At 72.8% G+C, this 19954-nt stretch carries 16 protein-coding genes, 3 tRNA genes and 2 pseudogenes; 11 read left to right on the plus strand and 10 right to left on the minus strand.

What is annotated here, in order from left to right; all coding sequences use genetic code 11:
* The 5 genes and pseudogenes from ACFRAC_RS30495 to ACFRAC_RS30515 form a co-directional block, all read left to right on the plus strand.
* Nucleotides 1-796: pseudogene (locus tag ACFRAC_RS30495) on the plus strand (DNA polymerase III subunit gamma and tau); the annotation flags it as partial.
* Between the two features lie 104 nt (nucleotides 797-900).
* Entirely contained in the window at nucleotides 901-2154 is a 1254-nt protein-coding gene (gene purD / locus ACFRAC_RS30500) for a phosphoribosylamine--glycine ligase (protein WP_382935277.1), read from the plus strand.
* Between the two features lie 326 nt (nucleotides 2155-2480).
* On the plus strand, nucleotides 2481-4394 hold the full coding sequence (locus tag ACFRAC_RS30505) for a hypothetical protein (RefSeq protein ID WP_382935280.1): 1914 nt from the start codon (nucleotides 2481-2483) through the stop codon (nucleotides 4392-4394).
* 369 nt (nucleotides 4395-4763) lie between these two features.
* Nucleotides 4764-6254 carry a N,N-dimethylformamidase beta subunit family domain-containing protein gene (locus ACFRAC_RS30510; protein ID WP_382935284.1) on the plus strand — a complete coding sequence of 497 codons (1491 nt, stop codon included), beginning with the start codon at nucleotides 4764-4766 and terminating at the stop codon, nucleotides 6252-6254.
* A gap of 105 nt (nucleotides 6255-6359) precedes the next feature.
* Nucleotides 6360-7259: a phosphoribosylaminoimidazolesuccinocarboxamide synthase gene (locus ACFRAC_RS30515; protein WP_382935288.1), complete on the plus strand. Its 900-nt coding sequence runs from the start codon at nucleotides 6360-6362 to the stop codon at nucleotides 7257-7259.
* A gap of 7 nt (nucleotides 7260-7266) precedes the next feature.
* Here the strand turns inward: ACFRAC_RS30515 and ACFRAC_RS30520 are convergent.
* The 9 genes and pseudogenes from ACFRAC_RS30520 to ACFRAC_RS30560 form a co-directional block, all read right to left on the minus strand.
* Nucleotides 7267-7545: pseudogene (locus ACFRAC_RS30520) on the minus strand (glutaredoxin family protein); the annotation flags it as partial.
* Between the two features lie 68 nt (nucleotides 7546-7613).
* Nucleotides 7614-7689 (minus strand) — tRNA-Gly (locus ACFRAC_RS30525).
* Nucleotides 7690-7711: 22 nt separating this feature from the next.
* Nucleotides 7712-8326, minus strand: coding sequence for a response regulator (locus tag ACFRAC_RS30530; protein WP_382935291.1), 615 nt, complete (start codon nucleotides 8324-8326; stop codon nucleotides 7712-7714).
* Nucleotides 8323-9549, minus strand: coding sequence for a sensor histidine kinase (locus ACFRAC_RS30535; RefSeq protein WP_382935295.1), 1227 nt, complete (start codon nucleotides 9547-9549; stop codon nucleotides 8323-8325). Before ACFRAC_RS30535 ends, ACFRAC_RS30530 begins: the two co-directional genes overlap by 4 nt.
* An 18-nt stretch (nucleotides 9550-9567) precedes the next feature.
* Nucleotides 9568-10356: an ABC transporter permease gene (locus tag ACFRAC_RS30540; protein ID WP_382935298.1), complete on the minus strand. Its 789-nt coding sequence runs from the start codon at nucleotides 10354-10356 to the stop codon at nucleotides 9568-9570.
* Nucleotides 10353-11330: an ABC transporter ATP-binding protein gene (locus ACFRAC_RS30545; protein ID WP_382935301.1), complete on the minus strand. Its 978-nt coding sequence runs from the start codon at nucleotides 11328-11330 to the stop codon at nucleotides 10353-10355. Before ACFRAC_RS30545 ends, ACFRAC_RS30540 begins: the two co-directional genes overlap by 4 nt.
* A 137-nt stretch (nucleotides 11331-11467) precedes the next feature.
* A tRNA-Gly gene (locus tag ACFRAC_RS30550) sits at nucleotides 11468-11540 on the minus strand.
* 80 nt (nucleotides 11541-11620) lie between these two features.
* Nucleotides 11621-11692 (minus strand) — tRNA-Gly (locus ACFRAC_RS30555).
* Between the two features lie 157 nt (nucleotides 11693-11849).
* Nucleotides 11850-12167, minus strand: a complete 318-nt coding sequence (locus tag ACFRAC_RS30560) for an Lsr2 family protein (RefSeq protein ID WP_382935303.1) — start codon at nucleotides 12165-12167, stop codon at nucleotides 11850-11852.
* A 335-nt stretch (nucleotides 12168-12502) separates the two neighbouring features.
* Here ACFRAC_RS30560 and purS point away from each other — a divergent pair, with 335 nt between their 5' ends.
* The 4 genes from purS (at nucleotide 12503) to ACFRAC_RS30580 (ending at nucleotide 16715) form a co-directional block, all read left to right on the plus strand.
* Entirely contained in the window at nucleotides 12503-12766 is a 264-nt protein-coding gene (gene purS / locus ACFRAC_RS30565) for a phosphoribosylformylglycinamidine synthase subunit PurS (protein WP_055624957.1), read from the plus strand.
* Complete coding sequence (gene purQ / locus ACFRAC_RS30570) at nucleotides 12763-13443, plus strand: phosphoribosylformylglycinamidine synthase subunit PurQ (protein WP_151784785.1); 681 nt, start codon at nucleotides 12763-12765, stop codon at nucleotides 13441-13443. Before purS ends, purQ begins: the two co-directional genes overlap by 4 nt.
* Entirely contained in the window at nucleotides 13440-15698 is a 2259-nt protein-coding gene (gene purL / locus ACFRAC_RS30575; protein WP_382935311.1) for a phosphoribosylformylglycinamidine synthase subunit PurL, read from the plus strand. The genes purQ and purL overlap by 4 nt, the downstream gene beginning before the upstream one ends.
* A 219-nt stretch (nucleotides 15699-15917) precedes the next feature.
* The gene (locus ACFRAC_RS30580) at nucleotides 15918-16715 is read left to right on the plus strand and encodes a sterol carrier family protein (RefSeq protein WP_382935315.1); all 798 of its coding nucleotides are present in this window, start codon (nucleotides 15918-15920) and stop codon (nucleotides 16713-16715) included.
* Here the strand turns inward: ACFRAC_RS30580 and ACFRAC_RS30585 are convergent.
* Nucleotides 16705-17436, minus strand: coding sequence for a Type 1 glutamine amidotransferase-like domain-containing protein (locus tag ACFRAC_RS30585; RefSeq protein WP_382935319.1), 732 nt, complete (start codon nucleotides 17434-17436; stop codon nucleotides 16705-16707). The genes ACFRAC_RS30580 and ACFRAC_RS30585 overlap by 11 nt on opposite strands.
* Before the next feature lie 120 nt (nucleotides 17437-17556).
* Here ACFRAC_RS30585 and ACFRAC_RS30590 point away from each other — a divergent pair, with 120 nt between their 5' ends.
* Both ACFRAC_RS30590 and purF read left to right on the plus strand, forming a co-directional pair.
* Complete coding sequence (locus ACFRAC_RS30590) at nucleotides 17557-18351, plus strand: META domain-containing protein (protein ID WP_382935322.1); 795 nt, start codon at nucleotides 17557-17559, stop codon at nucleotides 18349-18351.
* 71 nt (nucleotides 18352-18422) lie between these two features.
* Nucleotides 18423-19952: an amidophosphoribosyltransferase gene (purF, locus tag ACFRAC_RS30595; protein ID WP_382935326.1), complete on the plus strand. Its 1530-nt coding sequence runs from the start codon at nucleotides 18423-18425 to the stop codon at nucleotides 19950-19952.
* Nucleotides 19953-19954: the final 2 nt, after the last annotated feature.

Genomic DNA, 19954 nt, shown 5'->3' on the forward strand with positions numbered 1-19954 from the left:
GACGCCGCCCGCGCCCCCGCAGGCGCCCGCCGCTGCCGCTCCCGGCGCCTGGCCCACCGCCGCCCCCGCGGGTGGCGGCCGGCGGCCCGGCGGCTGGCCGACGGCGGCCCCGGCGGGCGGCGGTGCCCCGGCACCCCGGGCCGGCGCACCCGCACCCGCGTCGACGCCTGCTCCCGCGCCCGCCGCGGGAGGCGGAGAGGCGGCGCCCGACCACGCGCCCCCGAGCGGTGGCCTGGACCCCCGCCAGCTCTGGCCGAACATCCTGGAGGCGGTCAAGAACCGCCGCCGCTTCACCTGGATCCTGCTCAGCCAGAACGCGCAGGTCGCCGGATTCGACGGCACCACCCTCCAGCTCGGCTTCGTCAACGCCGGCGCGCGCGACAACTTCGCGAGCAGCGGCAGCGAGGACGTGCTGCGGCAGGCGCTGGCCGAGCAGTTCCACGTGCAGTGGAAGATCGAGGCGATCGTCGACCCGTCGGGCGGCGGCTCGGCGCCCCCGGCCCCGGGCGGTCCCCCCGGCTTCGGCGGAGGCGGCGCCGCCCCGGCCCCCGGCGGCTACGGCGGTCAGGCCGCCCCGCGCCCGGCCCCCGCCCCGTCCACGGCACCGGCGGCCCCGTCGGCACCGGCCCCCACCCCGGCCCCGCGGCCCAGCGCTCCGGAACCGCCCTCCGTCTCCCTGGAGGACGACATCCCGGAGGACGACGACCCCGACCTCAACGAGTCGGCGCTGTCCGGCCGCGAGCTGATCGTGCGCGAGCTGGGCGCGACGGTCGTCGAGGAGATCACGAACGAGTAGGCCGTCCCCGGCCCGGTTTCGCCGGGCGGGTTTTGGAGGAACGCACAGGTCCTCCGCCCCCGGCCCCTCGGCGTCCCGCACAAGAAGGCCGTTAGGCTGACCCCGTGAAGGTCCTCGTCATCGGTAGCGGCGCCCGCGAACACGCCCTGTGCCGCTCCCTGTCCCTCGACCCCGACGTCACCGCGCTGCACTGCGCCCCCGGCAACGCCGGCATCGCCGAGGTCGCCGAACTGCACCAGGTCGACGCCCTCGACGGCGAGGCCGTCTCCGCGCTGGCCGGACGGCTCGGCGCCGACCTCGTGGTCGTCGGACCGGAGGCCCCCCTCGTCGCGGGGGTCGCCGACGCCGTGCGCGAGGCGGGCATCCCGGTGTTCGGCCCCTCCAAGGAGGCCGCGCAGCTCGAGGGCTCCAAGGCGTTCGCCAAGGACGTCATGGCCTCGGCCGGCGTCCCCACCGCCCGCTCCTACGTCTGCGCCACCCCCGCCGAGGTCGACGAGGCCCTGGACGCCTTCGGCGCCCCGTACGTCGTCAAGGACGACGGTCTCGCGGCCGGCAAGGGCGTCGTCGTGACCGACGACTTCGACGCGGCCCGCGCGCACGCCAACGCCTGCGAGCGCGTCGTCATCGAGGAGTACCTGGACGGCCCCGAGGTCTCCCTCTTCGCCGTCACCGACGGCCGGACCGTGGTGCCGCTCCAGCCCGCCCGGGACTTCAAGCGCGCCCTGGACGGCGACGAGGGCCCGAACACCGGCGGCATGGGCGCGTACTCGCCGCTGCCGTGGGCGGACCCGAAGCTGGTCGAGGAGGTCCTGGAGACGGTCCTCCAGCCGACCGTCGACGAGATGCGCCGCCGCGGCACCCCGTTCTCCGGGCTGCTCTACGCCGGACTCGCGATCACCTCGCGGGGCGTGCGCGTGATCGAGTTCAACGCCCGCTTCGGCGACCCGGAGACACAGGTCGTCCTGGCCCGGCTGAAGACCCCGCTGGCCGGTGTCCTGCTCGCCTCCGCCAAGGGCCACCTGGTCGACCTGGAGCCGCTGCGCTGGAGCGACGACGCCGCGGTCACCGTGGTCGTCGCCTCCCACAACTACCCGGGCACCCCCCGCACCGGCGACCCGATCAGCGGCCTCGACGAGGTGGCCGCCCAGGACGCCCCGCACGCCTACGTGCTGCACGCCGGCACCCGGCGCGACGGCGAGGCGGTCGTGAGCGCCGGTGGCCGTGTGCTGTCCGTCACCGCGACCGGCGGGGACCTCGCCGAGGCCCGGACCCGCGCCTACCGGGCGGTGGGCCGGATCGGGCTGGACGGCTCCCAGCACCGTACGGACATCGCCGCGAAGGCCGCCGCCGACGCGTAGCCGCTCCCGCGAGCCAACCGACCGGGCCCCGGATCCGTCTCAGGATCCGGGGCCCGGCGTATGCCGGGACGGTGCAGGACCAGTGCCGGGATCAGAGGGCTGATCCTCGCTGTCCGTCATCCACCTTTCCCCAAAGCCATTCCATCGAGTGAGCGATGGCCCAACCGACTGACGTGGGCCGACGCCCCAACTAGGGTGCCGCGCAAGCGTTCCGGCACTTGGCCCACCGGCATTGCGATGTCGGTGGCGGGTGCCACAGTGGGGGAGTGAGCAGAGCCAGGACAGTTCCGACGACCAGGACAGCGCGGAGGGGGTGAGGTCCGGCCGTGACCGGGATGGGGATGGAAGCGGGGGCCCAGGCCGCGCGTGCCCGGGCCCTGGCGGTGCTGCGCGTCCGCAGCCGTGCGCTCGCCGTCGCCCTGCTGCCCGCGGCGTTCGCCGTGGTGCTGCTCGCCGGACCGTCCACCGGGCACCTCGCCGGCCCCGGGTGGCATGCCGTGCGCTGGGTGGTCACCCCGTTCGCCGCCCTGGTGCTGCTCGCCGCCGGTCTCGTCGCGCTGGTCGTCGCCCGGGCCCGTCCGGCCGTCACACCCACCGTGACGATCGGCGAGGAGCAGGCCCCGGACCTCTACCGGCTGGTGCGCGACCTTGCCGACCGGCTCGACGTCCCCGCCCCGTCCGCGATAGCGCTCACCCCGGACTGCGACAGCTGGCTGGAGGACCGCACCCATCCGTCCCACGGCCCGCCCCCGCCCGAGGAGCAGACGGACGACGGGCTCAACGCCCTGCGCGGCGGCGGGCGCGGCGCCCACCGCCGTACGCCGGCCGCGCCGGTCCTCGTCATCGGCTCCCCGTTCCTGTGGTGGATGCGCGTCGGGGAGCTGCGGGCCGTGCTCGCCCCGGTCGTCGCCGGCACCGGGCCCTCGGCGCACCCGGACATAGCCCAGGCCCGGCGCTTCGTCCGGGGACTGGACGCCGCCGTGGCCGTCGCCGCCACGCGTGGCCGCTGTCCCGGGTCGCGGGCGGTGTGCGTGGGCCTCGGCTGGGTGGCACGCCTGCTGCTGCGAAGCTGCCGGGAGCACGCGGCCGAGATGGAGCGGGGGGTGGCCGCGGCGGCCGCCGAGCGTGCACAGGCTGTGGACTACGGTCTGCGGATCGTCGCCCAGGAGCAGGTCGGCCTGGCCTACGCGGGCTGGGACCGGCTGCTGACGCGGGTCGCGCTGCCGGCCTGGCGGATGGGCCGCTGGCCCTCCCGGCTGGACGCGGGCGTGGTCGCCGCCCTCACCGAGCTCTCCCGGCGGGACCGGCTGGCGGAGGGGTTCGCCTCCCGGCTGGGCGAGCGCCCCGCCTGCGACCTCCTCGAGGAGCCCGGCACGGTCGACGAGGCCATCTCCCTCCTGGCCGCCCGCCTGTTCCACGGAGGACCGGCCGAGACCGGCCCGGACTGGTCGCCGGTGGGCTGGCAGGAGTATCCGGAGGAGGTCGTGGACCGCGCCTGGCGGACGGACGCGGCCCGCCTGCACCGCGTCCTCGACGCCCTCGGCGTCCGCCGCGGCCCGGGCGACGCACCCCCCGGCTCGGACGGCCCCACCCTCTCCCGGGTCCTGGACCACCTGACGGCCCCGCAGGACGCCGCGCGGCCCGAGGCCCCGCAGACCGGGCACCCCCTCTCCGCCACCCACCCGCCGGCCCCGGCCGCGGAAGCGCCCGCCTCGCCCGCGGACGCCTTCGACGGGCCCGCCGCCGACCCGCAGACGGCCGCTCACCCCGCCGCCGACGCCGCACCCGATCCTGTGCCGTCCCCCGCCCCCGCCGACGACCTGGACCCCTACGAGGACCAGGAGACCGAGCGGAGTTCGGCGCTGGCCGCCGGGATCACCGCCGAGCTGGCCCGGGAGGAGGCCGCGGCGTCCGTAGGGAAGCCGGCGGCGCTCACGCCCGACACCTCACTGCTGGACATCGGCACGCTCCCGCTCTTCCCGCTCCAGCCGCCCCGCAGCTCCCGCGAGCTGCTCGCCGACCACGTGACCGCGATGGTCTGCTGCGCGGCCATGGACACCGCGGGCGCGACACCCGGTCTGGACTGGCTCGACGGGCCCAGCCTGCTCATCGACGGTGAACGCGCCGCCGACCTGGCCCCCCGGGTCCTCCGCCTCATCCAGGACGGCGATCCGGCGCCCTTGCGCGCCTGGCTCGTGGAGTCGGGGATACGCCCCGAGAAGCCGGTACGCCTGGTCTGACGGGCGAGGACGCGGCGGGCACCCCGGCCGCGCGCCCCGGGGCGACGGAACTCAGTCGGAGTCCCCGGTTCCACTTTCGGCCAATTCGCAACGAATAGTGACAGGAAGCGAGCGCAATGTGATGTGCTGGGGTCGATAGCGCATATGGCAAGGGCTTACGCCACGACAGCCGGTGAAGCCCTGCCGCACGGCGGCACCACCGGGCAAGCGCATCAGGCGTACGACAGGCACCACCGGCACGGGACGAGCACGACGCGCACCACCCGGCACCGTGAGCACGACGTGCACCACCGGCACGGCGTGCGCCCGGCGCACCAGGGCCCGACACGACGCTCGATGTGCGACCGAGGGACAAGGGAGGGGTACGGCATGGGGTCGGAGCAGATCCGCCGCTGGGAGTCGGGAGCTCTCGCGCACGCCGTGACGGACCCCTTCGGCCAGGGCCCGGTCCCCTGGCTGCGAGGCAATGTCACGTACTTCGACGACACCGGCCAGGTGGTCCCCTGGTACGTCGACGGCCAGGCCCACCCCCCGACGTCCGGCACTCCGAGGGTCCCCGCGCCCCGCAGCGCGGGACCCCGCTCCGCGGACGACGTCCACCGGCAGATCAAGGGATTCACCTCCACCGGGGCGGTCGCGCCCGGCGAGGCGGTCGACTTCCACGTCACGGTCGACCCGCCCCAGGAGTTCGCCGTCGACATCTACCGCATCGGCCACTACGGCGGGGACGGCGCCGCCAAGATCACCACGAGCCCCCGGCTGTCAGGCATCGTGCAGCCCGCGCCGCTCACCGCCGACCGCACCGTCTCCTGCCACCACTGGTGGTTGTCCTGGCGCCTCCAGGTCCCCAGCCACTGGAGCAACGGCGCCTATGTCGCCGTCCTCACCACCCACGACGGCTACCGCTCCCACATCCCGTTCACCGTCCGCGACAACCACCCGGCGGACCTGCTCCTGCTGCTGCCCGACGTCACCTGGCAGGCGTACAACCTCTACCCGGAGGACGGCCGCCTCGGCGCCAGCCTCTACCACGCCTGGGACGAGGACGGCCGGCTGCTCGGCGAGGACGACGCCGCCATCACCGTCTCCTTCGACCGCCCGTACGCGGGCGCGGGCCTGCCCCTGCACGTCGGCCACGCCTACGACTTCATCCGCTGGGCCGAGCGCTACGGCTACGACATCGCCTACGCCGACGCCCGCGACCTGCACGGCGGCCACGTCGACCCGACCCGGTACCGGGGCCTGGTCTTCCCCGGCCACGACGAGTACTGGTCGGTGAACATGCGCCGCACGGTCGAGCTCGCCCGGGAGAACGGCACGTCCCTGGTGTTCCTCTCCGCCAACTCCATGTACTGGCAGGTGGAGCTGGGCCCGTCCCCGTCCGGCGTCCCCGACCGCCTGCTCACCTGCCGCAAGCGCAGGGGCCCGGGGCGTCCGGTCCTCTGGCGGGAGGTCGACCGCCCCGAGCAGGAACTCATCGGCATCCAGTACGCCGGGCAGGTCCCCGAGCCGCACCCGCTGATCGTCCGCAACGCCGACCACTGGCTGTGGGAGGCCACCGGCGCCCACGAGGGCGACGAGATCCCGGGCCTGGTGGCGGGCGAGGCCGACCGCTACTTCCCGCGCACCCCGCTGCCCGGCCACGAGGAGCGCATCCTGCTGGCGCACTCCCCGTACACCGACCGCGAGGGGGTGCTGCGCCACCAGGAGACGTCGCTGTACCGCGCGCACTCCGGCGCTCTGGTCTTCGCCTCCGGCACCTTCGCCTGGTCCCCGGCGCTCGACCGCCCGGGCCATGTCGACCCCCGGGTCCAGCGCGCCACCGCCAACCTCCTGGACCGCATCTGCAAGCGTGACTGACCTCACGCGGCAGGGCCCCGGCACTCCACCCGCCCCACCCCTGGTCCACGGCCGACGCCCCGTACGGGACAATCGACGCATGGGACAGACTTACGGGGAGGAACCGTGTCCGGATTCGTAGAAAAGCCCGAGCCGCTCCACGTTCCGGGCCTGGTGCACCTGCACACCGGCAAGGTGCGCGAGCTGTACCAGAACGAGGCCGGTGACCTCGTGATGGTCGCCAGCGATCGCCTGTCCGCCTACGACTGGGTGCTGCCCACCGAGATCCCGGACAAGGGCCGCATCCTCACCCGGCTCTCCCTGTGGTGGTTCGACCAGCTCGCCGACCTGGTCCCCCACCACGTCCTGAGCACCGATGTGCCGGACGGCGCTCCCGCCGACTGGGCGGGCCGCACCCTCGTCTGCAAGTCCCTGCGGATGGTCCCGGTCGAGGCGGTGGCCCGCGGCTACCTCACCGGCTCCGGGCTCGCCGAGTACGACGACACCCGGACGGTCTGCGGGCTGGCCCTCCCCGAGGGCTTGTCCGACGGCTCGGAACTGCCGGCACCGATCTTCACCCCGGCCACCAAGGCCGCCGTCGGCGAGCACGACGAGAACGTCTCCTACGAGGAGGTCGCCCGCCAGGTCGGCGCGGACACCGCCGCCCGGCTGCGGCAGATGACCCTCGCCGTGTACGCGCGCGGCCGGGACATCGCCCGCGAGCGCGGCATCATCCTCGCGGACACCAAGTTCGAGTTCGGCTTCGACGGGGACACCCTGGTCATCGCCGACGAGGTCCTCACCCCGGACTCCTCGCGCTTCTGGCCGGCCGAGCAGTGGGAGCCGGGCCGCGCGCAGCCGTCGTACGACAAGCAGTTCGTGCGGGACTGGCTGACCTCGCCGGCCTCCGGCTGGGACCGGGCGAGCGAGCAGCCCCCGCCGCCGCTGCCACAGGACGTCGTGGACGCGACCCGCGCCAAGTACGTGGAGGCGTACGAGCGTCTGACGGGCATGAGCTGGAGCTGACCGGCGCTCAGCCCCGGTCCGGGAGCGCGAGCAGCTCGCGCACCCGGCGCCGATCCGGATGGGTGTGCGGTCGCCCGGCGACGACGACCGTCGGCACGGTCTCGCCGCCGTCGGCCGCCCTGACCTCCGCCGCCCCGGCCGGGTCCCGCCAGATGTCCGCCCGGTTCGTCCGGCGGGCCCGCCGGAGGCGCAGCCGCAGGCAGTAGGCGCAACCGGGCCGCCAGCGGACGACCGGACGGCCGTCGGCGGCGCTGCGCCGGCCCGCCTCCCCGGCGCCGGCGCCGCGGCCCCGCCCCACACCGAGCAAAACGGCCCCACGCCAAAGGCCCCGGTCGATGACCGGGGCCTTTGCTCTGGAGCGAACGACGAGGTTCGAACTCGCGACCTCAACCTTGGCAAGGTTGCGCTCTACCAACTGAGCTACGTTCGCATGCGCCGTGGCGCGGGACCCACTATACCCAACCGCGGGCGCGTGCGAGGCGCACCGCCGCGTGCCGGTTCTCCGCGCCCAGCTTCGAGACGGCGGAGGACAGATAGTTCCGCACGGTCCCCTGGGACAGGGCGGCGCGCTGCGCGATCTCCGCGACGGGCGCGCCGTCGGCGGCGAGTTCCAGCACCTCCGCCTCCCGCGCGGTCAGCGGGGAGTCCCCGGCGGCGATGGCGTCGGCCGCCAACTCGGGGTCGACGTACCGGTTTCCGCCGTGCACGGTCCGGATGATCTCCGCCAGCCGCTGGGCGCTGACCGTCTTCGGGACGAATCCGCGCACACCCGCCTCAAGGGCCCGCTTCAGATGTCCGGGGCGCCCGTGGCTGGTCACGATCAGCACCCGGCACCCGGGCAGTTCGGCCCGCAGGGTTGTGGCGACCTTCACACCGTCGACGCCCGGCATCTGAAGGTCCAGGACCGCCACGTCGGGCCGGTGGGCCCGGGCCATGGCGAGCGCCTCGGGCCCGCTGGCCGCCTCGGCGACGATCACCAGATCGTCCTCCAGGGAGAGCAGCGTGGCGAGCGCGCCGCGGATCAGATGCTCGTCGTCGGCCAGCAGCAGCCGCACCGGCTCGCTCACGCGACGACCTCCCGCGCCCCGGCCTCGGCCAGCGGCACGTCCGCCACCAGCCGGAAGGCCCCCTCACCGACCCGGCCGGCCTCCAGCGTGCCGTCCACGGCGGCGAGCCGCTCCCGCAGCCCGGCGAGCCCGGAGCCCCCGCCCCCGTCGGAGGCCGCGGCGGCCCCGTCGTTCTCCACCGTCAGCACCACCCGTCCCTCCGTCCTGCGCACTCCCACGGCGCACCGCTCGGCGTCCCCGTGCCGCAGCACGTTGGTGGTGGCCTCCCGCACCACCCAGGCGAGCGCCGACTGCACGTCCGCGGGCAGCCCGTCCGTCTCCCCGGTCACCTCGCAGGTGATCCCGGCCGCCGCCAGCACCCCCTGGGCCCCGGCGAGTTCGACGCCGAGGTCGGCCTCGCGGTAGCCCCGTACGACATCGCGGACCTCGCGCTGGGACTCCTGCGCGATCCGCTGCACCTCGATCATCTGCTCGACGGCCTCGGCCCGCCCGCGCCGCGCCAGCTGCACGGCCAGCTCGCTCTTCAGGGCGATGACGGCCAGGTTGCGCCCCATCACGTCGTGCAGATCGCGCCCGAACCGCAGCCGCTCCTCGGCGACCGCGAGCCGGGCCCGGGTCTCCCGGGCGTCGTCCAGCTCGAAGACGGCCCGCAGCAGCCAGACGGAGAACACGGCGGTGAAGGCGAGGAAGCCGCTGCCCAGCAGCACGATCACCGCGATGACCAGCGCTTCGAGCGGAATCCCGGTCATCGCGAGCACGACGGTCCCGGACCCGGCGGCGAAGCCCGCGACGAGCGCGTACACCTGCCTGCGCCCGCGTATCCCGAGGGCGATGATGCCCACCCCGAAGATCATGGTGACGCCGAAGACGCTGCCCACGGCCGCGTCGAGGCTTTCGTCGTCCGGGCCGTACTCGGAGACCGCGAGGGTCGCGACGGCGATCGCGGCGGTGGCGGCGCCGAGCCCGTACATCAGCCGGAGCGGCTGCTCACGCTGCCCGCGCACCCAGTCCACGGCGTGCGACACGGTCAGCAGGCAGAGCGCCGCGTGCGCGCAGATCAGGAGCAGCAGCCACGCGCCGGCCGCGCCGCCGACCCGGTGGAGCATCGGCGCCCCGGCCCCGGCGACCTCGATCAGCGCGAAGAAGTGGAACGACCCCCGGGTGTACGTCTCCACCTTCGCCGGGGTGCTCTTCCCCCGCCACCATCCGCCGGGCCCGCGCATGCCTCCGTACCCCCTTCGTCAGCGCCTCGGTTCCCACCGGAACCACCGCCGTACAGCAAACACGGCGAGGACCGTCCAGGCCAGCGCCGTGGTCGCGGCACCGAGCGTCTCGTACGCGGACAGCTCGCCGGTCCAGCCGCCCCGGACGAGAGTGATCACCGGTGTCAGCGGCAGCAGTTCGCACATCGAGGCCAGCCGGTCGGGCAGGACCTCCAGCGGTACGGCCATGCCCGAGCCGAGCATCGAGACGAGCATCGAGACGAGCATCAGGGGGAGCGTGGTGACCTGGGCACTCTCGGTGGTGCGGGTGAACGCCGAGGTGACCGCCGCCAGCGCGGCGCACAGGAGGAGTCCGGCCAGCAGCGCGGGGACGGCCAGATAGGGCGCGGGCGGCAGCGGGACGTCGAGGAGGATCATGCAGCCGGCCGCCAGCAGCAGGGACTGCACGAGTCCGGTGACGACCGCGGGCAGGGCGGACCCGGCGAGGATCTCGGCGTCCCGCAGCTCGCCGGTGCGCAGCCGCTTGAGGACGAGTTCCTCGCGGCGGGCGGTGAAGACGCCGACGAGCGCCCCGTACACGGCGAAGAGCAGGGAGAAGCCGATGGCGGCGGGCAGGACGACGGTGCCGGGGGTCAGGCCGGCCTTCTCCAGGTCCATGTCCTTGGTCGCCGACCAGACGCTGAACGGCAGCACCAGCGGCACGAACAGGGCGGCGACGAGGGTCCCCCTGCTCCGGCCGAGCAGCGTCAGCTCGGCGCGGGCGAGGGCCGTCAGCCGTCCGGCGGGGGTGGTGATCGCGTCGCTCATGCCGCGTACTCCTGTTCGTTCTCCGCGCGGGCCGCCTGCCGGGCCGCGGACGTCTCGCGGGCGATCGCCAGGAACGCCTCCTCCAGCGAGGCCGAGCGCACGTCGAGTCCCCGCAGTTCCAGGCCGGCCCTCTCGGCCCACACCAGCAGCCCGGTGGCCGCCCGCTGCAGTTCGCGGGTGCGCAGCCGGACGACGCGTCCGTCGACGTCGTGCCCGATCACGCCGAGTTCGCCGAGCGGCGGCAGGTCGCCCAGGAAGTAGCCGTCCGGCAGCCGGAAGGAGATCCGCGACGGCTGGGCCGCGGTGACCTCGGCCGGGGTGCCGGTGGCCGCGATCCGGCCCTCGTGCAGGATGGCGAGCCGGTCCGCGAGGTCCTCCGCCTCCTCCAGGTAGTGCGTGGTCAGCAGGACCGTCGTCCCGGCGTCGCGCAGCTCGCGGACCAACTGCCAGGTGGCCTGGCGTCCTTCGGCGTCGAGTCCGGTGGTCGGTTCGTCCAGGAAGAGCACCTCGGGGTCCCCGAGCAGGGCGAGCGCCAGGTCCAGGCGCCGCCGCTCACCGCCGGACAGCTGCTTGACCCGCACGCCGGCCTTCCCCGACAGCCCGACGCGCTCCAGGACGTCGCTCTCGGGCCGGGCCCCGCTGACGCAGCCGGCCCACATCCGGGCGGTCTCGGCGACGGTCAGCTCGGACGGGAAGCCTCCCTCCTGCAGCATCACGCCTGTCCGGGGGCGGACTACGGCCCGGTCGGCGCAGGGGTCGTGGCCGAGGACGCGCACCTGGCCGCCGGCGGGCCGGGCGAGCCCCTCGAGCAGTTCCACGGTCGACGTCTTGCCGGCGCCGTTGGTGCCGAGCAGGGCGAAGACCTCACCGCGGCGCACGGAGAACGAGACCCCGCGCACCGCCTCGAACCCGCCCCCGTAGACACGCCGCAGGCCGGTGACCTCGATCACGTGCTCGTGTTCGTCGTTGTCCATGCCCTTCAGCCTTCCGCCGGTCGCGGGCGGCCGGCAGTGCGCGCTGTCATCACTCGGCATGACAAATGTCAGAAGGGCCGGGGCGCACGGGGGCAACGAAAAGACCCCGGTCCGTCAGGACCGGGGTCTCATTCCCGAGCGGACGACGAGGCTCGAACTCGCGACCTCAACCTTGGCAAGGTTGCGCTCTACCAACTGAGCTACGTCCGCATTGCCTCCGACCAGCTCTCACCGATCGGCGCGGGCACCAGCCTACCTGATCCACGAGGATGGTCGGTACGGCGGTGCAGAGCGGGTGACAGGAATTGCACACTGCGCCTTCCCCCTGGAAGGGGGATGTTCTACTACTGAACTACACCCGCATGCTCGGCGAGCTGGACTTTTTCGGTCCCGCCCGCTGGCGTGCTCCAGACATTAGCTGATCAGCAGGGGGGTAGCGCAAGTCGGTTGTCGCACCGGTCCGGGCGCACCGCCCCGAGGGCCCGCCGGCGGGCCCGCAGGCCCGTCCCGCGGACCGGCTCACTGCGCGGAGGCGAACGCCTCGTAGACCTTCTTGGGGATACGGCCGCGGGCCGGCACCTCCATCTTGTTGGCCTGGGCCCAGGCGCGGACGGCCGCCGGGTCGGGGGCGACCTCCGTCTGCTTGAACGCCTTGCCCGACCTCGACCGCTTGCGGCCGGCCTCCACGTAGGGCGCGAGCACCTTACGCAGTTCGCTGGCATTGGCTTCATTCAGGTCGATCTCGTACGACTTGCCGTCGAGTCCGAAGGCGATCGTTTCCGCCGCTTCTGAGCCGTCGATGTCGTCAAAGAGAGTGACCACGACCTTCTGCGCCACGAATATCGGTCCCTTCGTACGGCACGCTGACAATTCATTTGTACCGTGCCCGACAATGCAATGTGAAGCTCGACTAAATCCTTCCGCGTGTCCAAAAGCAAGAAGGAGGGGGGCGACTTCGGTGGAAGCGTGGTGGGGGGAGACCGTCGCGCGCAATAGGCATCGGGTGTCGATCCGGGATCTTTTCCGGAACTTTTCACGGCGGGGCCCGCCGGGTGCGCGTCGTGAGCACGGTCACGTAGCTTCCTACAAGTCGACGCGCGTAGAAATTTTGTGCGGGTAGTCTGAAAGCACCTTGCAGGAACCTGCTCAGCACCACACCACCGGGAGTGCACGTGGCACGCGTCGTAGTCGACGTCATGCTCAAGCCGGAGATCCTCGACCCCCAGGGCCAGGCGGTGCAGCGCGCACTGCCGCGTCTGGGTTTCGAAGGCATCTCGGACGTACGTCAGGGAAAGCGTTTCGAACTGGAAGTTGACGGACCGGTCGACGATGCCGCGCTCGCCCGCATCCACGATCTTGCGGAATCCTTCCTCGCCAACACCGTGATCGAGGACTTCACGGTCCGCGTCGAGGAAGTCGCGGAGGCCGCGAAGTGACCGCTCGTATTGGCGTCGTCACTTTCCCGGGTTCTCTCGACGACCGGGACACCCAGCGCGCGATCCGCCTCGCGGGCGCCGAACCGGTGGCCCTGTGGCACAAGGACAAAGACCTCAAGCAGGTCGACGCCGTGGTGCTGTGCGGTGGTTTCTCCTACGGCGACTATCTGCGCGCCGGGGCCATCGCCCGCTTCTCGCCGGTGATGGACACCGTCATCGAGCAGGCCAAGGGCGGCCTTCCGGTCCTCGGCATCTGCAACGGCTTCCAGATCCTCACCGAGGCGCACCTGCTGCCCGGCGGCATGCTCGGCAACGACCACCTGCACTTCATCTGCCGCGATCAGAAGCTGCGCGTGGAGAACGCCGGGACGGCCTGGACGACCGACTACACGGCCGGCCAGGAGATCCACATCCCGCTGAAGAACATGGACGGCCGCTACGTGGCCGACCAGTACACGCTGGACAAGCTGGAGGCCGAGGGCCGGGTCGCGTTCCGCTACCTGGACTTCAACCCCAACGGCTCGCTCAACGACATCGCCGGCATCACCAACGAGGCCGGCAACGTCGTGGGCCTGATGCCGCACCCGGAGCACGCCGTGGAGTCGCTCATCGGCACCGGCCGCACCGACGGCCTCCCCTTCTTCACCTCGATCCTCAAGAAGCTGGTCAACGCATGAGCCGGACGCCTCTGGACACGGTCGAGCACGCGGCCGCGACCCCCGACGTCGAGCTGCCCTGGGCCGAACTCGGCCTGAAGAAGGACGAGTACGAGCGGGTGGTGGAGATCCTCGGCCGCCGCCCGACCGGCGCCGAGCTCGCCATGTACTCCGTCATGTGGTCCGAGCACTGCTCGTACAAGTCCTCCAAGGTGCACCTGCGCCAGTTCGGCGAGAAGGCCCCCGAGTCCGACGCCCTCCTCGTCGGCATCGGCGAGAACGCCGGTGTCGTGGACGTCGGCCAGGGCTACGCGGTCACCTTCAAGGTCGAGTCGCACAACCACCCGTCGTACGTCGAGCCCTACCAGGGCGCGGCCACCGGTGTCGGCGGCATCGTCCGCGACATCATCGCGATGGGCGCCCGTCCGGTCGCGGTCGTGGACCCGCTGCGCTTCGGCGCCGCCGACCACCCCGACACCAAGCGCGTGCTGCCCGGCGTGGTCGCCGGCATCGGCGGCTACGGCAACTGCCTGGGCCTGCCCAACATCGGCGGCGAGGTCGTCTTCGACGCCTGCTACCAGGGCAACCCGCTCGTCAACGCCGGTGCCATCGGCGTCATGCGGCACGAGGACATCCACCTCGCCAAGGCGTCCGGCGAGGGCAACAAGGTCATCCTGTACGGCGCCCGGACCGGCGGCGACGGCATCGGCGGCGCCTCGATCCTCGCCTCCGAGACCTTCGACGACGCCAAGCCGTCCAAGCGTCCCGCCGTCCAGGTCGGCGACCCCTTCCAGGAGAAGCTCCTCATCGAGTGCACCCTGGAGGCCTTCAAGGAGAAGCTGGTCGTCGGCATCCAGGACCTCGGCGCGGCGGGCCTGTCCTGCGCCACGTCCGAGCTGGCCTCCAACGGCTCCGGCGGCATGCGCGTCACCCTGGACGACGTACCGCTGCGTGACTCCACGCTCTCGCCCGAGGAGATCCTCATGAGCGAGTCGCAGGAGCGCATGTGCGCGGTCGTGGAGCCCGCGAAGGTCGAGCGCTTCCTCGAGATCTGCGACAAGTGGGACGTCATCGCCACCGTCATCGGCGAGGTCACCGACGGCGACCGCCTGGAGATCTACTGGCACGGCGGCAAGATCGTCGACGTCGACCCCCGCACGGTCGCGCACGAGGGCCCGGTCTACGAGCGCCCGTACGCCCGCCCGTCCTGGCAGGACGAGCTGCAGGCCGACGACGCGAACAAGCTGCCCCGCCCGGCGACCTCGGAGGAGCTGAAGGACCAGGTCCTGAAGCTGGTCGGCTCCCCGAACCAGGCCAGCAAGAAGTGGATCACGTCCCAGTACGACCACTTCGTGCAGGGCAACACCGTCCTTGCCCAGCCCGAGGACTCCGGCATGATCCGCATCGACGAGGAGACCGGCCTCGGCGTCGCCCTCGCGACCGACGGCAACGGCCGGTACGCCAAGCTGGACCCGTACCACGGCGCCCAGCTGGCCCTCGCCGAGGCGTACCGCAACGTGGCGACGACCGGCGCCAAGCCGCTCGCCGTCTCCGACTGCCTGAACTTCGGCTCGCCCGAGGACCCCGCCGTGATGTGGCAGTTCGCGGAGGCCGTACGCGGTCTGGCGGACGCCTGCCAGCAGCTCGGTACGCCGGTCACGGGCGGCAACGTCTCGCTCTACAACCAGACGGGCGAGGCGGCCATCCACCCGACGCCGGTCGTCGCCGTGCTCGGCGTGATCGACGACGTGGCCCGCCGCACCCCGGTCGCCTTCCAGGAGGAGGGCCAGCTGCTCTACCTCCTCGGCGACACGCGTGAGGAGTTCGGCGGCTCGGCCTGGTCCCAGGTCGTCCACGACCACCTCGGCGGACTGCCGCCCCAGGTCGACCTGGAGCGCGAGCGGCTGCTCGCCGAGATCCTGATCTCGGCCTCCCGCGACGGCATGGTCGACTCCGCGCACGACCTGTCCGACGGCGGTCTGATCCAGGCGGTCGTCGAGTCGGCGCTGCTCGGGGACAAGGGCGCCCGCCTGGTCGTCCCCGACGGCCTGGACGCCTTCACCTTCCTGTTCTCCGAGTCGGCCGGCCGCGCCGTCGTGGCCGTCCCGCGCTCGGAGGAGCTCCGCTTCACCGACATGTGCGGCGCGCGAGGCCTGCCGGCCACCCGCATCGGTGTCGTGGACGGCGACGCGCTGGAGCTGCAGGGCGAGTTCACGCTCACCCTGTCGGAACTGCGCGAGACCCACGAGGCGACCATCCCGGCGCTGCTGGCGTAGCCGGCCGTACCGCACGAAGGCCCCGTCCGTTCGACCGAACGGACGGGGCCTTCCGCGTTCAGCCCACACAGTTCTCGAGGATCTCGGTGTCCAGCTCGACCGGCCGCACCGGGCAGGAGCACCCGCTCGCCGAACTTCGCGGTGTGGACGGTGCGACAGCCAGGTCGTCGAACGTCGAACGTCGATCCGAGCCGTGACCTCGCGCATAGGCTGGCCCCCATGCCCCCGGCCAAGAAGCGCGCGCGCACCTATGACCCCGTCAAGATCCGTACCGCCGTGCTCGCCCAGTTCGGGCACGTCCGGCAGGCCGTCCGAGGGCTCACCGCGGAGCAACTCGCCCTGCCGACCCGGCTGGACGGCTGGACCGTACGGGACCTGGCCGCCCACGTGACCATGGCCCTGGAGACCGTCAGCCGGAACCTCGACCGGGACGAGCCGCCGAAGGCCGGGCTCACCCTGCTGGACTGGCCCTCGGCCACCGCCGCCCGCGCCGGGGACATCGCCGACGGCACCCGGGAGTTGGCCGCCGCCCACCTCGACCTCGACGCGCTCTACGCCCGCACCGAGGAACGCCTCACCGAGCGCCTCGCCACCGCGCCCGGCGACCGGCTCCTCGACACCCGCACCGGCGCCCTGCCCCTCGCCGACCACCTCGTCACCCGCACCGTCGAACTCGTCGTCCACACCGACGACCTGAACGCCGCCGTGCCGGGCCTGGACATCCCCTACGACCGCCAGGCCCTGGCTGCCTGCACCCGGCTGCTGGCCGACGCGCTCGCCGCGAAGGCGCCCGGCGGTTCGACCGAGGTACGCGTCCCGCCCTACGCCGTCGTGCAGTGCGTGGAGGGCCCGCGACACACCCGGGGCACCCCGCCCAACGTCGTCGAGACCGACCCACTGACCTGGATCCGGCTCGCCACCGGCCGCCTCACCTGGACGGACGCCCTCGCGGAGGCCAAGGTCAGCGCGAGCGGCGAACGCGCCGACCTGGGCGGTCTGCTCCCCCTCATGGGCTGAGCCGGCCTTCACGGAGCGGACGGCAGCGCACCGGGTGCTCGTGGGCCCCGCCGTCCCCGTCGGGTTCCACCCGGTACAGCCGGGCCCGCGGCACACGCGTCACCGCGGCCGTCAGCCGGCCCTCGGTGAAGAGGGCGCCGACGCCGTCCTCCACCGCCCAGCCCGGCGGCAGCGCGCCGCTCGCCACCGCCGCCCGGTAGGAGGGCCGCCGTCCCGGCTCACCGTCGTAATGGGGGCAGACCGAGCCGGGCAGCAGCCCCAGCCCGTCGGCGAGGTGCGTCAGCGGCCCGAAGGAGTCGGTGTGGGAGCCCTCGGCCCAGCAGTTGGCACCGGCGCTGATGCCGCACAGCAGGACGCCACGGTCGTACGCCTCGCGCAGCAGCCGGTCCACGCCGTGCGCGCGCCATACGGCCAGCAGGTTCGCGGTGTTGCCCCCGCCGACGTACACGACGTCCTGGCCGAGCAGGAACGTCCGCAGGGCGGTGTCGTCGAGCGTGCGCCGGAAGAGCGGCAGCACTTCGGCCTCGACCGGACGGGGCGCGAACGCCGCGAGGAAGCGCTCGACATAGCCGGGCGCGTCGCCGCTCGCCGTCGGCACGAAGCACACCCGGGGCCGGGCCGTGCTCACCAGACCGAGCACCCAGTCGTCCAGCACACCGTCGTCATCCGTGGAGAACCCGCCTCCGAGGAGAGCCAGACGACGTTCCCGGCCGGTCTTCACGCGAGCTCTCCTTCGGTCACGGGGGATGGCGCCGACCCTGCCGAGCCGGGACCCCGACCGCAACCCAGAAACCGCGAGGACCGGGCGGAACCGGTCCTTCGTCCCTCCCGTCCCACCGGCATGGACACTCTCGGCACACCCGGTACGAACCAGCGGCGACTGGCCGCCCTCGCCGCTCTCACCCTGTTCCCGCTCGCCGCGGCCTGCGGCAGCGAGGACGCGGGCAGCGACTCGGTCGGCGCCGGGGCGCGGGCGTCCCTCTCCGACGCCCACTGGGCCGTCGACCAGGTGACCGTGGACGGCCGGAAGAAGGCCGCGCCGGACAGCGCCTGGCTGCGGATCTCCGGCGACGGGAAGGTCAAGGGCAACCTGGGCTGCAACGACTTCGGCGCCCGGGCCGACTTCGCCGACGGCCACGTCGCCTTCGAGGGGATCCGGTCGACGGAGGTGGCGTGCGACGGCGTCCCGGCCGGCTTCGAGCAGACCCTCGCCCGCACCCTCGCGGACGGCGACCTGACCACCGAGAAGGACGGCGACAGGCTCACCCTCATCACGAAGGACGGCGACCGCGTGGCGCTCACCCGGCAGGAGGCGGCTCCGCTCAAGGGCACCGAGTGGACCGTGACCAGCCCGGACGCCGACGGCCGGGCCCACCTCACCTTCGACGCGAAGACCGGCCAGGTCAGCGGAAGTCTCGGCTGCAACCGGGTGAAGGCCGCCGCGACGGTCCGCGACGGCAGTATCACGCTCGGCACGGCGTCCACCACCCGAATGATGTGCGACACCTCACTCATGACGGCGGAGAAGAAGCTCCTGGGGCTCTTCGACGGCACGGTGAAATACCGCGTCGATCACCGCACCCTGACGCTGACCAGCGAAAACGGCGAGACCGTCCACGCGACCGCCGGCAAGTGATCCTTTACCGCGGCGTCCGCGGGGTATTCCCCAATTCGGACCAGTGGTCGACCTCGCCTACACTCGGGGGCGTGCCACGTGGTGACGGTCGACTCAATCACGATCTGCTCCCCGGCGAGAAAGGCCCCCAGGACGCGTGTGGCGTCTTCGGTGTCTGGGCTCCGGGCGAAGAGGTCGCAAAGCTCACGTACTTCGGGCTCTACGCCCTCCAGCATCGGGGCCAGGAGTCCGCGGGAATCGCGGTCAGCAACGGCTCCCAGATCCTCGTCTTCAAGGACATGGGCCTCGTGTCCCAGGTCTTCGACGAGACCTCGCTCGGTTCGCTCCAGGGTCACATCGCGGTCGGACACGCCCGCTACTCAACCACCGGCGCCTCCGTGTGGGAGAACGCCCAGCCGACGTTCCGTGCCACCGGGCACGGCTCCATCGCGCTCGGCCACAACGGCAACCTCGTCAACACCGCCCAGCTCGCCGAGATGGTCGCCGACCTGCCCAAGCAGGAGGGCGGCCGGTCCCCGCGCGTCGCGGCCACCAACGACACCGACCTGCTGACCGCGCTGCTCGCGGCCCAGGTCGACGAGGACGGCAAGCCGCTCACCATCGAGGAGGCGGCCCACGTGGTCCTTCCGCAGGTGCAGGGCGCCTTCAGCCTCGTCTTCATGGACGAGCACACCCTCTACGCCGCCCGTGACCCGCAGGGCATCCGCCCGCTGGTCCTCGGCCGCCTGGAGCGGGGCTGGGTCGCCGCCTCCGAGAGCGCGGCCCTCGACATCGTCGGCGCCAGCTACGTCCGCGAGATCGAGCCGGGCGAGTTCGTCGCCATCGACGAGAACGGCCTGCGCACCTCCCGATTCGCGGAAGCGAAGCCCAAGGGCTGTGTCTTCGAGTACGTGTACCTGGCCCGCCCCGACACCGACATCGCCGGCCGCAACGTGTACCTCTCCCGCGTGGAGATGGGCCGCAGGCTGGCGAAGGAGGCCCCGGTCGAGGCCGACCTGGTCATAGCGACCCCGGAGTCCGGCACCCCGGCCGCCATCGGCTACGCGGAGGCGAGCGGCATCCCGTTCGGCGCGGGCCTGGTGAAGAACGCCTACGTCGGGCGGACCTTCATCCAGCCCTCGCAGACGATCCGTCAGCTCGGCATCCGCCTGAAGCTGAACCCGCTCAAGGAAGTCATCAAGGGCAAGCGCCTGGTCGTCGTCGACGACTCGATCGTGCGCGGCAACACCCAGCGCGCCCTGGTCCGCATGCTCCGCGAGGCGGGCGCCGCCGAGGTCCACATCCGGATCTCCTCGCCGCCGGTGAAATGGCCGTGCTTCTTCGGCATCGACTTCGCCACCCGCGCCGAGCTCATCGCCAACGGCATGACGATCGAGGAGATCGGCACGTCCCTGGGCGCCGACTCCCTGTCGTACATCTCCATCGACGGCATGATCGAGGCGACCACCATCGCCAAGCCGAACCTGTGCCGCGCCTGCTTCGACGGCGAGTACCCGATGGACCTTCCGGACCCCGAACTGCTCGGCAAGCAGCTCCTGGAGACCGAGCTCGCGGCCGGTACGGCCGCCACGGCTGCCGCCGACGCGATCCGTCGCCCGTAAGC

Source organism: Streptomyces sp. NPDC056628 (assembly GCF_042792555.1).
Classification (GTDB): Bacteria; Actinomycetota; Actinomycetes; order Streptomycetales; family Streptomycetaceae; genus Streptomyces.

Bases quoted from the DNA above. Each gene is read 5' to 3' on its own strand.
- ACFRAC_RS30510 (WP_382935284.1), top strand. From the start codon at position 4,764: ATGGGGTCGGAGCAGATCCGCCGCTGGGAGTCGGGAGCTCTCGCGCAC.
- ACFRAC_RS30535 (WP_382935295.1), bottom strand. From the start codon at position 9,549: ATGCGCGGGCCCGGCGGATGGTGGCGGGGGAAGAGCACCCCGGCGAAG.
- ACFRAC_RS30540 (WP_382935298.1), bottom strand. From the start codon at position 10,356: ATGAGCGACGCGATCACCACCCCCGCCGGACGGCTGACGGCCCTCGCC.
- ACFRAC_RS30545 (WP_382935301.1), bottom strand. From the start codon at position 11,330: ATGGACAACGACGAACACGAGCACGTGATCGAGGTCACCGGCCTGCGG.
- purL (WP_382935311.1), top strand. From the start codon at position 13,440: ATGAGCCGGACGCCTCTGGACACGGTCGAGCACGCGGCCGCGACCCCC.
- ACFRAC_RS30580 (WP_382935315.1), top strand. From the start codon at position 15,918: ATGCCCCCGGCCAAGAAGCGCGCGCGCACCTATGACCCCGTCAAGATC.
- ACFRAC_RS30590 (WP_382935322.1), top strand. From the start codon at position 17,557: ATGGACACTCTCGGCACACCCGGTACGAACCAGCGGCGACTGGCCGCC.